Genomic DNA, 12,022 nt, shown 5'->3' with positions numbered 1-12,022 from the left:
GCATCAGTCCCAGATTGGCGCCAGGCCGTCAGGGCTGACTTCGCGGCCGTTGCGTTCAAGGGTGGCGATACGCGCCATGTCTTGCTCGTCCAGGCGCAGGCTGCGGGCGAGCAGGTTGCTGGCCAGGTTCTCCGGCTTGGTGGACGACGGGATCACCGCATAGCCCAGTTGCATGGCCCAGGCCAGGGCAACTTGGGCCACGGTGGCCTTGTGCTTGGCGGCGATCTCGGCCAGCACCGGGTCCTTGAGCACCTTGCCGTAGGCCAGGGTCATGTACGAGGTGATGCTGATCCCTTGTTCCTTGAGGAATGCGGTGAGCTTGCTGCCTTGCAGGTAGGGGCTGAGCTCGATCTGGTTGGTGGCGATCTGTTCTTTGCCGACCACGGCGATGGCTTGCTTGGTCAGCTCGATGTTGAAGTTGGAGACACCGATCTGGCGGGTCATGCCCAGCTTCTTGGCTTCCAGCAAGGCTTCCATGTATTCGGCCAGCTCGACGCCGTTGCCCGGGGCCGGCCAATGGATCAGCAGCAGGTCGACATAGTCGGTGCGCAGCTTGGCCAGGCTGTCGCGCAGGCTGGCAACCAGCTTGTCGGCGGCGTAGTTGTCGACCCAGATCTTGGTGGTGATGAACAGTTCGTCGCGGGCCACGCCGCTTTCGGCGATCGCCTGGCCGACGTCGGCTTCGTTACCGTAGATCTGCGCGGTGTCGATCGCGCGATAGCCCAGGGCCAGCGCCGACTTGACCGAGTCGATGACAGCCTGGCCGGTCAGGCGGAAAGTACCGAGGCCAAAGGATGGAATACTCATGGATCTGCTCCTGGTGATTGTTGCGCATAGGCGCGGCCGTTGCCGGTCGGGCCTGGCGGCCCGGAGCGCAGGACCGCTTGGGAATGGACGTAGTATGTCCACCGGGCGCTGGCGGATTAAGCCATCGGTTGACCAAACACCTTTGACTTGAAGTCACGAATCGAACCCAGGGCTGCGCGCCTTGGGCATGGATTCCAGGGTAGAGGGGGGAGCGGGGAAGCTCATCGTCGCAGGCTTTACCGGAGCTGGCCCGGGGGCGGCGGCTGTATGATCGGGACAAACAATAATCAGGGGGCCAGGCCTATGATCGGATTCACCTTTCGCCAGCTCGAGTATTTTGTCGCCGCCGCGGAGCAGGGCAGTGTCAGCGCCGCGGCCCGGGCCATGCATATTTCCCAGCCATCGGTATCCCTGGCCATCGCCCAGCTGGAAACCGTGCTCGGCCAGAAGCTGTTCCACCGCCAGGTCAGCCGTGGCCTGGAATTGACCCCGGCGGGCCGCAAGCTCCTGGAACAGGCACGGGACATCCTGGGCCGGGCAGGGGCCATGGTCGGCGTCGAGGATCACCAGGCCGGGCTACGCGGCAACCTGAGCCTGGTGTGCTTCCAGGACCTGGGGCCGTACTTCGCTCCGCGCCTCTTGGCCGGTTTTCGCCAGCTGCACCCGCAGGTCTCGATCACCCTGTTCGAGAGCGACCTGGCGGGGGTCAACCGGCGCTTGCTGGAGGGCCAGGCCGAGCTGGCCCTGACCTACGGCGTGGGCCTGAGTCCGAACATCGAGGCACAGGTACTGGAGCGGCTGACGCCCTATGCGCTGTTGCCGGTGGATCACCCCCTGGCGGCCCGGGAGCAGGTCTCGCTGGTGGACCTGGCCGCCGAGTGCCTGATCCTCGAGGACATCGCCCGTACCCGCGAGTACTTCCTGTCGTTGTTCTGGGCCCAGGACCTGCAACCGGCCTCGCTGCAACTGACCCAGACCTTCGAGATGCAGCGCGGCCTGGTGGCCCATGGGTATGGCGTGGCGCTGTCCTGCACACGGCCGGTGGGCGATCGCAGCTATGACGGCCAGCCGCTGGCCTGCCGGCCGTTGCTGGAGGCCGTCAGTCCGCAGCCGGTGGTGCTGGCTCAGTCCAGCGCCATGCGTCCGTCGCCGGTGGCCCAGGCCTTCCAGGAGTGGGCCAGCCAGCAGTTTGCCTGCTAGGGCACGGGGGCGGCCGGGACCGGCTTGCTCACGGCGCCCGGCTGCTTGCCTGCCCGGGCGATGCACAGCCAGTAGCCGATGGACAGCAGCGCCAGCCAGCCCAGCCCGACGAACAGCGAGGTGCGGGTATCGGGAAACCAGGCCAGGACGCCGAAGATGAACAGCATGAAGGCGATGCCCAGGGCCGGCCCGACCGGCCAGAGCGGCACCGGGAAGGCCAGGGCGGCGACCTGCTCGGGCGTCATGCGCCGGCGCATCATGACCTGGGACAGCAGGATCATCAGCCACACCCAGACGATGGAGAAGGTCACCACCGCCACCAGGATCAGGAACAGGTTCTGCGGTGCCAGGTAATTGAGCAGCACACCGGCCAGCAGCGCCAGCGACATCACCGCCACCGTCATCCAGGGCACGCCGAAGCGCGACAGGCTGGCGAAGCTCGCCGGCGCCTGGCCATTCTCGGCCATGCCGTACATCATGCGCCCGGCGGCGAAGATATCGCTGTTGATGGCCGAGATCGCCGCCGAGATCACCACGATGTTCAGCAAGGCCGCCGCCGACTCGATGCCCAGGGCGCTGAAGATCTGCACGAACGGGCTGCCTTCGCTACCCACCTTGGACCATGGGTAGATCGCCATGAGCACGAACAGGGTCAGCACGTAGAACAGCAGGATCCGCAGTGGCACCGAGTTGATCGCCTTGGGTATCGCCCGTTGCGGTTCCCTGGCCTCGCCGGCGGTGACGCCGATCATCTCGACGCCGCCAAAGGCGAACATCACCACGGTGAACGAAGCGACCAGCCCGCCGATGCCATTGGCGAAGAACCCGCCATGGTTCCACAGGTTGCTGATGCCGGACTGGACCTGGGCCGCCCCGCCGGGCTGGATGCCCAGCAGCAGGATCGCCAGCCCGCCGAAGATCATCGCGACGATCGCCGTGACCTTGAGCAGCGACAGCCAGAACTCCATTTCCCCGAAGACCTTGACGCTGCACAGGTTCAGCGCGCCGATGACGCACACGATGCCCAGGACCCAGATCCAACGGGGCGTGTCGGGAAACCAGAAGCCCATGTAGATACCGAACGCGGTGACGTCGGCCAGGCACACCACCAGCATCGAGAAGGCATAGCTCCAGCCGGTGAGAAAGCCGGGAAAGCGTCCCAGGTACAGGCTGGTGTAGTGCCCGAAGGACCCCGATACCGGGTCGCGCACTGCCATTTCGCCCAGGGCGCGCATCATGATGTAGATGGCCGCGCCACCGATCAGGTAGGCCAGCAGGACCGAAGGGCCGGCCAATTGGATCGCTGCGGCGGAACCGTAGAACAACCCGGTGCCGATGGCCGAACCCAGGGCCATGAAACGAATATGACGGGTGCTCAGGCCCCGCCGCATGGAAGGCTGTTTATCGTTCATCTCAAGTAACTCCTGATTGTTCTTATTATTCGGGCGTCAACTGCCGATGATGAAACGCAAGGGGCCGGTGTTCCTGTTCCGGCAATGGATGAGGGGCCAGGCAGGGCTATTAACCGGGCAAATGCCGGGGCTGGCAACCGATTGGTTATATAAAGTGCCTATATTGATGAATAAGTAATCTGTCGTTTACGGGAAAAGTTCAGGGCCTCGATACTGGATCAAAACAACAAGAGGCTGACTTGATGAATCCGCAGATCGAAGAGTTTCAACGCAATGGCGCCATTGTCCTGCGTGGGGTCTTTGGCGACTGGATCGAGCGCTTGCGTGAAGGTTTCGAGCAGAACCTGGCCGAACCCAGCGCCTTCGCTATCGAGAACGTCGGCAACGGCGAAGGCGGGCGCTTCTTCGAGGACTACTGCAACTGGCAGCGTATCCCGGCGTTCCAGGACTTCGTGCTGAACTCGCCGGCGGCGGCCATCGCCGGGCAATTGATGGAGTCGCAACAAGTGCAGGTCTTCCATGACCACATCCTGGTCAAGGAGCCCGGCACCTCCAAGCCCACGCCCTGGCACCAGGACCTGCCTTACTACTGCGTCGACGGCTTGCAGACGGCCAGCTACTGGATTCCCCTGGACCCGGTGACCCGTAGCAATACCCTGAGCGTGGTCCTGGGTTCCCATCGCTGGCCCAAGCCGGTACGGCCCAAGAGCTGGGCCAGCAACCAGGACTTCTACGGCGCCACCGACGACCACACCGGCCAGAGCCTGTTCATGGACATGCCGGACGTGGACAACGGCCAGTACCCGATACTCTCCCCGGAGCTGCAACCGGGGGACGCCATCGTCTTCGACTTCCGCACCGTGCATGGCGCCGCCGGCAATAACGGGAGCGGCCGTCGACGGGCGTTCTCCACCCGGTTCATGGGCGATGACGTGCGTTACATCCAGCGCCCGGGACGCACCTCGCCGCCATTTCCCGGCATCGACCTGAACGATGGCGATCCCATGCGTGAAGACTGGTTCCCAGTGGTCTGGCGGCGTGGGTGATCCCAAGGTCAGCGCAGCGCCTGCCTAATCTCCATGCTGGGAGTGTTGTCCGAAGCGCGAGTAGGCAGCGGGCCAGCCACATGCAGGGCACGCAGAGAGTATGTCGGAACGGGGTATTGCCCCTGCGGTCGAATCTTCCAGATGCGCAGGACAGGTTGTCCTGCGGATGTTCCCGTCACTGCCTTGCAGGAGGTCGTCATGGCCCGAGCGATCTGGAAGGGCGCCATCAGCTTCGGGCTGGTGCATATCCCGGTATCCCTCAATAGCTTCGTCGCCAGCCGTGGGCTGGATTTCGACTGGCTCGACAAACGCAGCCTGGAGCCGGTGGGCTATCGGCGGATCAACAAGATCAGCGGCGAGGAACTGGAGCCGCAGCAGATCGTCAAGGGTATCGAGTACGAGAAGGGCCGCTACGTGGTGCTCGGCGAGGACGAGATCCGCCAGGCCCGGCCCGAGGCGACCCAGACCATCGATATCTTTTCCTTCATCGCCGCCGCGGAGATTCCCCTGCAGCAATTCGACACGCCCTATTACCTGAGTCCCGACCGGCGCGGCGGCAAGGTCTATGCCTTGCTGCGCGAAACCCTGAAGGCCACGGACAAGGTCGCCCTGGCCCGTGTGGTTCTGCATACCCGGCAACACCTGGCCCTGGTGCGGGCGCTGGAGGATGCACTGGTGTTGATCACCCTGCGTTGGCCCGATGAAGTACGCAGTCTTGCGGGGCTGGAGCTGGACAGCAGCGTGATCCGGCCCAAGCTCGACAAGCGCGAGCTGCAGATGGCCAAGCGGCTGGTGGAGGACTTGAGCGGCCATTGGGAGCCTGGGCTGTATCACGATGATTTCCAGGACAGCATCATGGCGCTGGTGGAAGAGAAAGCCAGCAAGGGCCGGATCGCCACGGTGCCCACGGGGCAGGCGGCGCAAGACCGGAGCGCCGATATCCTCGACCTTACCGAACTGCTCAAGCGCAGCCTTGGTGGTGGCAAGGCCAAGCCGGACAGGCCGGCCAAGCGCACCCGACGGCGGGCCTCCTAGTCTAGGCAGCCCTGGTCATGCGGCAGACAACCGTCGGTAGGCCAGGCTGGCAAGCGCCTTGAACTTCTCCAAAGGCTCCGTCTCCACCGTTACAGGGCCCAGGCCTTGTCGGCCGCCGGGCACGCCACACGTGGAGCAGCGCCATGGCTAGACCGCTAACGGAATACCGCAACAAACGTGACTTCCAGTCCACCCCCGAACCTGCGGGCCGGCGGCCGCGTGCCAGGCCGGCGCAGGCCCTGCAGTTCTGCGTGCAGAAACACGACGCGAGCCACCTGCACTACGACTTTCGCCTGGAACTGGATGGCACCCTGAAAAGCTGGGCCATTCCCAAGGGACCTTCGCTGGACCCCGGGGTGCGCCGCCTGGCCGTGCATGTCGAGGACCATCCCCTGGACTACGCCAGCTTCGAAGGGCATATCCCCGAAGGCCACTATGGCGCGGGCGACGTGATTGTCTGGGACCGCGGCAGCTGGTTTCCCGAGGGCGACCCCCACGAGGGTTATGCCCGGGGCAAGCTGCGCTTTCGCTTGCAGGGCGAGAAGCTCGGAGGCTGGTGGAATCTGTTTCGTACCCGCCTGGCAGGCAAGAAGGAACAATGGTTGTTGGTCAAGTCCGCCGATGACCAGGCCCGCACCGAAGCGGAGTACGACATTCTCCAGGCGCAGCCGCACAGCGTGCTCAGCGAGCGCACCCTGGCGCCGCGCCAGACATCGGCGTCCACTTCCCGGCCCAGGTCTGGGAGCAGGGCACGCTCCACTGCGAACCAGGAATTGCCGGACTCGCTCAAGCCGCAATTGGCCACTTTGGTGGACACGCCGCCAGCGGGCGACTGGCTCTATGAAATCAAGTTCGACGGCTACCGCATGCTGGCTCGCATCGAAGGAGCGCAAGTACAACTGCTGACCCGCAGCGGCCTGGATTGGACGGCCAGGATGCCCAACCAGGCCCGGGCCCTGGCCGAGCTGGGATTGGAGTCGGCCTGGCTGGACGGCGAGATGGTGGTATTGGACGCCGACGGTGTGGCCGACTTCCAGGCCTTGCAGAACGCCTTCGATGCCCGGGCCGACCAATCCATCCGCTACTATTTGTTCGATGCGCCCTTTCTCAATGGCGTGGACCTGCGCCAGCGACCGCTGCACGAGCGCCGCGCTGCGCTCAAGGCCGTGCTGGCCAACAACCGCGCGGCGGCGCTGCGCTATTCCGAGACTTTCGACCAGCCTGTGCAGCAGCTGTTGGCTGGCGCCTGCCAGATGCACCTGGAGGGCCTGATCGGCAAGCGCCCCGACAGCCCTTATGTCAGTCGGCGCAGCGGCGACTGGATCAAGCTCAAGTGCCAGCAACGCCAGGAATTCGTGATCCTCGGCTACACCGATCCCAAGGGCAGCCGCAGCGCCCTGGGCGCGCTGTTGCTGGGGCTGCACGACCCGGACCGGGGCGGCTTGCGTTACGCCGGCAAGGTCGGCACCGGCTTCAGCAGCGCTTCCCTCCAGCACTTGCTCCAGCGGTTGCGACCGTTGGAGACATCCCGGCCGGTGCTGGATGAACCGCCTGCGGGGGTGCCTGCGGCCACGGTGCACTGGGTGCAGCCGCGCTTGCTGGCGCAAGTCTCCTACAGCCAGATGACCCGTGACGGGGTGGTACGCCACGGGGTCTTCCATGGCCTGCGCGATGACAAGCCGGCCACTGGCGTGGTCCTGGAGCGAGCGGCACCGGCCAAAACGACCGAGCCAGCGGTAGATGGCCTGCGTATCACTCATGGCGACCGCCTGGTCGATGCCGCAAGCGGTGCCACCAAACTGCAGGTGGCTGACTACTATGCCCGGGTGGCGCAGTGGATCCTGCCCCACCTGCAGCAGCGCCCGGTGGCGCTGGTGCGTGCTCCCCAAGGCCTGGCGGGAGAGCTGTTCTTCCAGAAGCACGCCGCGCAACTGGCGATTCCCGGCTTGCGGACCTTTACCAAGGCCAAGGCGGGCCAGGCGGCCATGGTCATCGAGGACCTGCCGGCGCTGCTGGGCGCGGTGCAGATGAACATGCTGGAACTGCATACCTGGAACGCCACCAGCAAGGACTTCGACCGCCCCGACCGCCTGGTGCTCGACCTCGATCCAGACCCGACGTTGCCCTGGAAGACCATGGTCGAGGCCTGCCAGCTGACCCTGACGCTGCTTGACGAACTGGGCTTGCGAGCCTTTATCAAGACCAGCGGTGGCAAGGGCCTGCACCTGGTGGTGCCGTTGGTGCGGCGGGCCGGTTGGGACGAGGTCAAGGCCTTCAGCCAGGCAATGGTCCAGCACTTGGCGGGGTTGTTTCCGGAGCGCTTGTCGGCGGTGTCCGGGCCGCGCAACCGGGTGGGCAGGATTTTCATCGATTACCTGCGCAATGGCCGGGGAGCGACCACGGTCTGTGCCTATTCCCTGCGGGCCCGGGAAGGCCTGCCGGTCTCGGTGCCGGTGCACCGCGAAGAATTGCAGCAGCTGCGTGGAGCGGGGCAGTGGACCCTGGCCGACCTGGCGCGACGCCTGGACGAAGCCGAAGATCCCTGGGCCGGCTATACCGCCACCCGCCAGTCGATCACCGCGGCGATGCGTCGCAAGCTGGGGATAGGCGAGCCTGCGACGTGATTTCGCCTGTCCTGGAACCGGGTGCAACGACGGCGGTCATTGCTTCTATGCTTCTATTTCCGCCGGCGCCACCTGAAGTGGAGTCGCCAGCGAGAATCCAATGACGTCGGCACCCGTGGTCATCGAGGACACCGTTGGGGCAGTTGCAGCGGACCGCCGTGGCTTGGGGATGCCGCAAGGAGCCTCCATGCGACTCGCCAATTTCATTCTCACTCACATGGAATCGATCCTGCTGGAATGGGAGAGGTTCGCCAGATCCATCGAAACCCCTTATCCGACCCAGGACGCCAAGGGCCTGCGCAACCAGGCCGAGCACATTCTCAGGTGCATCGCCCAGGATATGCTCACTCCGTAGAGCGATGCGCAGCAGTTCGAGAAGTCCCAGGGCCGTGGCCCGGTCGCCGATGCCGACATTGCGGCGCAGAACCATGCCCAGGCGCGCTGGTCGGCGGGTTTCACCTTGAACCAGATGGTTGCCGAGTATCGGGCCTTGCGGGCCAGCGTGCTGCGCTTGTGGTTGTCCGACGAGCAGGAGGTGAAAGCCTCCCGCACCGACGACATGCTGCGCTTCAACGAGGCCATCGACCAAGCGCTCACTGAGTCCATCGCATCCTTCGAGGCGGCTCTGGAGCAGACTCGCAAGCTGTTCCTGGGCATCCTCGGCCATGACTTGCGAACCCCATTGGGAGCGGTGTTGATGGGCGCCGACCTGCTGGTGCGTTCGGTACCGGCGGGCCGCCAGCAGGATCTGGCGCTGCAGGTCGGTGCCAGCGTGCGGCGAGCCAACCGGATCGTCGACGACCTGTTGGACCTGGCGCGGGCCAACCTGGGCGAAGGTATCCAGATCCGCAAGGAACCTGTGGAATTGACTGCACTCTGCACCCAGATAGTCGACGAGGTGCGTGCCTGCTACCCCGGGGTGCGGGTCTTGTTCGCGGAGGGGGAAGCGCTCAATGGTCTGTTCGATCCCGGGCGCATGGGCCAGGTCTTCGCCAACCTGCTGGGCAATGCCGTGCAACACGGCGATGTTCGGCAGCCTATCGAGGTGCGCCTGGTGCGTGATCCGACCCAGATCTGCTTTGAAGTGCACAACCATGGAGAACCCATCGCCACCGAGGCGATGCCGCTGTTGTTCAGCGCTGGCGGCAGCGGTTATGAGCGGGGGGCTTCTTCAGGCCTGGGGCTGGGCTTGTTCATCGCCGCACAGATCGTCGCGGGGCACTGCGGGGAAATTCAGGTGCAATCGTCAAAGGAGGCGGGGACCACGTTCCGGGTGACGCTCCCGGCGGCGTAAGGATGAAAGGCGCAAGGGCCGGAGCCCTTGCGCAATCACCTCAGGTATCAGCTGCGGCCATGCCCGCCGCCACTGTGCTGACCACCCTTCTTGCCAGCCTCAGAGGCCTTTTCACGGTCATTGGCAAAGTTGCCGCCGGAAGCGTGACCGCCTTTTTTCCCGGCTTCGGATGCTTTTTCGCGATCGTTGGCGAAGTTGCCCGGGTTGTTATTGCCTTTAGTAGTCATGATGATTTCCTCTTGGTGATGAAATATCAGTGCTCACTACATAGTGAGCATTAACTGGGAGTACAGGAAAATTCCCAAGGTCGAAAAATATCTTCGCCGTGGCGATGAATGGCAGTGGCTGGCAATGAGCTAGTTCGTTTACGGACGATTTTTTATAAGCAAGCGGCGCTCGCTAAACCTGAGCCTATAAATAAACACTCATATGGATGTATTTGGTATTCATATGGGTGGCTCGATAGTCGGTCATTACTGGGACGTTGAATCTTGAACTTGTGCCAGTCAGGTTTTTCTACTGAATGACTACCTACCTTATTGTTGAGGTGTGCCATGAACAACGTTGTGAAGAGTTCCCGAATAACCCTGTTGCTCGCTGTTCTCCTGGCCTTGCAGGGGTGTTTTGAAAACAGCGGCGACAAGGACAAGGACCGCTCCAAGGCCTCGGTACAGATGAGCCAGCCCGAATCCCGGGACAAGTGAAACCGCGCTGCCGGCGCCAAGCCATGGCAGTGCTCGAACGGGAGCCAGGACGATGCCAGAACCTTCCATCATTCGCAGGGTCGTGGCCCACTGCCATGTTGGCGCTGCACTGCATGAGCGCCAGACCAACCTCAACCTGGCCCGCTGGCTGGCCGAGATCCTCGGCTGGCCGTTCGATGGCGACTGGCAGGAGCCCATGCCTCGTATCGGCATGTACCTGGTGCCTACGCGCACTCTGATCGGCGAACAGCGCCTTGAGCTGGGCGTCAGCGGCGCCCAGGACTTGTTGGGAGGTCATGTGCAGCAGGCCTTCATGGCCAGCAAGGCGATTTCCCATCCGCTGCCTAGGAGCGCCGCTTATCGGCCTGTCGGCTGGAATCCCCAGTTCTGCCGCCAGGTGCGCCAGGTGGTGCTGCCGGGGCTGACGGTATTCGACATCGCCGATGCCCGGCGTATCGCCCGCCAGTACCTGGGGTCGGCCGAATTGCGCGTCAAGCAGGTCCAGGCCAGCGGCGGCGTGGGCCAGGCGGTGCTGCGCACTGCCCAGGACCTGGAACATTGGCTCGGGCAACTGGACAGCGATACCTGTCGCCAGGGCCTGGTGCTGGAGGAGAACTTGCACCACGCCCGCACCTACAGCGTGGGCCAGGTCCTGATCGACGGCTTGCTGATGAGCTACCACGGTCGTCAGTACCAGCGGCCCAACCCGCGCGGCGAGCCGGTATACGCCGGTTCCGAGCTGTGGCTGGCGCGAGGGGACTATACCCAGTTGCTGCAACGTGATCTGGATCCCCAAGTGCGCCAGGCCGTGGAGCATGCCCGGATCTACGACGCGGCGGCCACGGCCTGCTTGCCAGGCTTCTTCGCTTCGCGGCGCAACTACGACGTGGTATGCGGGCTGGGCCACGATGGCCGGTCCAGGCTCGGGGTGCTGGAGCAGTCGTGGCGCGTGGGCGGGGCCACGGGCGCGGAACTGGCGGCCCTGCAGGTGTTTCGCCAGCAGCCGCAGGTGGATTGGCTGCGGGCCCGGACCTGCGAGACTGACCAGGAGCAACTATTGCCGCCGGACGCGGTGCTGCTATATCGCGGGCCTGACGAGGCGGGCGGCTTTCTTCTCAAGTATGCACAGGTGCAGGCCCATGGCGGTTAACAGCGAACAGATCCTGATCGATGTCCAAGCGCAACGATTGGTGGGCAACCTGCTCAGCCCCAAGGCAAGGGTCCCTGGCGTGTTGTTCGTCCACGGCTGGGGCGGGAGCCAGGAGCGCGACCTCAACCGGGCCCGGGGCATCGCTGGCCTGGGCTGCCTGTGCCTGACCTTCGACCTGCGCGGCCACGGTGCGGCCAATCGGCGCCAGGCCCAGGTAACGCGCGAGGACAGCTTGCAGGACGTGCTTGCCGCCTATGACCACCTGGTGGCCCATCCAGCCGTCGATCCGGCGGCCGTGGCGGTGGTGGGCACCAGCTACGGTGGCTATCTGGCGACCATCCTCAGCCAGTTGCGCCGGGTGCGCTGGCTGGCGCTCCGGGTTCCGGCGATTTATCGCGATCAGGGCTGGCTGGTGCCCAAGCGCGCCCTGGATCGCGAGGATCTCAAGCGCTATCGGGCCAGCCCCATCGACGCGCGGGGCAATCGGGCGCTGCAGGCTTGCGCAGGGTTTCGTGGCGACGTGTTGCTGGTGGAGTCCGAGCACGACGAGCATGTGCCCCACGCCACCATCATGAGTTATCGGGCGGCTTTCCAGCGCAGCCATTCGCTGACCCATCGCATCATCGACGACGCCGACCACGCGCTCTCCAGCGAAACCTCCCAGGAGGCCTACACCACGATCCTGGTGGATTGGGTCACGGAAATGGTGGTCGGCGAGCGCTTGAGCATCAGCCCCAGGAACTGAGGGCG

At 64.4% G+C, this 12,022-nt stretch carries 11 protein-coding genes and 1 pseudogene; 9 read left to right on the top strand and 3 right to left on the bottom strand.

The features are described from left to right. Positions 1 to 3: 3 nt before the first annotated feature. On the bottom strand, positions 4 to 807 hold the full coding sequence (dkgB, locus tag CAG11_RS20825; protein WP_085597732.1) for a 2,5-didehydrogluconate reductase DkgB: 804 nt from the start codon (positions 805 to 807) through the stop codon (positions 4 to 6). Positions 808 to 1,110: 303 nt separating this feature from the next. Between dkgB and CAG11_RS20820 the strand changes: the two genes are divergently transcribed. After that, the gene (locus CAG11_RS20820) at positions 1,111 to 2,007 is read left to right on the top strand and encodes a LysR substrate-binding domain-containing protein (RefSeq protein WP_053129604.1); all 897 of its coding nucleotides are present in this window, start codon (positions 1,111 to 1,113) and stop codon (positions 2,005 to 2,007) included. Here the strand turns inward: CAG11_RS20820 and CAG11_RS20815 are convergent. Continuing rightward, a complete protein-coding gene (locus CAG11_RS20815) occupies positions 2,004 to 3,419 on the bottom strand; it encodes an amino acid permease (protein WP_085597731.1) in 1,416 nt (471 codons plus the stop codon). The two genes, CAG11_RS20820 and CAG11_RS20815, sit on opposite strands and share 4 nt — an antisense overlap. A 242-nt stretch (positions 3,420 to 3,661) precedes the next feature. On the opposite strand from CAG11_RS20815, the gene CAG11_RS20810 reads away from it, so the two are divergent. The 5 genes from CAG11_RS20810 (at position 3,662) to CAG11_RS20795 (ending at position 9,418) form a co-directional block, all read left to right on the top strand. Then, a complete protein-coding gene (locus CAG11_RS20810) occupies positions 3,662 to 4,465 on the top strand; it encodes a phytanoyl-CoA dioxygenase family protein (RefSeq protein WP_085597730.1) in 804 nt (267 codons plus the stop codon). Between the two features lie 198 nt (positions 4,466 to 4,663). Beyond that, the gene (locus CAG11_RS20805; RefSeq protein ID WP_085597729.1) at positions 4,664 to 5,500 is read left to right on the top strand and encodes a Ku protein; all 837 of its coding nucleotides are present in this window, start codon (positions 4,664 to 4,666) and stop codon (positions 5,498 to 5,500) included. Positions 5,501 to 5,643: 143 nt separating this feature from the next. Next, positions 5,644 to 8,124, top strand: a complete 2,481-nt coding sequence (gene ligD, locus CAG11_RS20800; protein ID WP_085597728.1) for a DNA ligase D — start codon at positions 5,644 to 5,646, stop codon at positions 8,122 to 8,124. Positions 8,125 to 8,311: 187 nt separating this feature from the next. Then, positions 8,312 to 8,479: a hypothetical protein gene (locus CAG11_RS34555; RefSeq protein ID WP_371857903.1), complete on the top strand. Its 168-nt coding sequence runs from the start codon at positions 8,312 to 8,314 to the stop codon at positions 8,477 to 8,479. A 114-nt stretch (positions 8,480 to 8,593) separates the two neighbouring features. Then, positions 8,594 to 9,418, top strand: coding sequence for a sensor histidine kinase (locus tag CAG11_RS20795; RefSeq protein WP_371857907.1), 825 nt, complete (start codon positions 8,594 to 8,596; stop codon positions 9,416 to 9,418). A gap of 47 nt (positions 9,419 to 9,465) precedes the next feature. Here CAG11_RS20795 and CAG11_RS20790 read toward each other — a convergent pair. Continuing rightward, positions 9,466 to 9,633: pseudogene (locus tag CAG11_RS20790) on the bottom strand (general stress protein); the annotation flags it as partial. 339 nt (positions 9,634 to 9,972) lie between these two features. On the opposite strand from CAG11_RS20790, the gene CAG11_RS33835 reads away from it, so the two are divergent. From CAG11_RS33835 to CAG11_RS20780, 3 genes are read left to right on the top strand one after another with little or no spacing between them, the layout of a single operon-like run. Further along, entirely contained in the window at positions 9,973 to 10,122 is a 150-nt protein-coding gene (locus tag CAG11_RS33835; RefSeq protein ID WP_177409154.1) for a hypothetical protein, read from the top strand. 52 nt (positions 10,123 to 10,174) lie between these two features. Continuing rightward, entirely contained in the window at positions 10,175 to 11,272 is a 1,098-nt protein-coding gene (locus CAG11_RS20785; RefSeq protein WP_085597726.1) for a DUF3182 family protein, read from the top strand. Then, entirely contained in the window at positions 11,262 to 12,017 is a 756-nt protein-coding gene (locus CAG11_RS20780) for a S9 family peptidase (RefSeq protein WP_085597725.1), read from the top strand. The genes CAG11_RS20785 and CAG11_RS20780 overlap by 11 nt, the downstream gene beginning before the upstream one ends. Positions 12,018 to 12,022 lie beyond the last annotated feature (5 nt).

It is taken from the genome of Pseudomonas sp. B6(2017), assembly GCF_002112765.1.
Classification (GTDB): Bacteria; Pseudomonadota; Gammaproteobacteria; order Pseudomonadales; family Pseudomonadaceae; genus Aquipseudomonas; species Aquipseudomonas piscis.
This window is presented reverse-complemented; position numbering and strand designations above follow the sequence as displayed.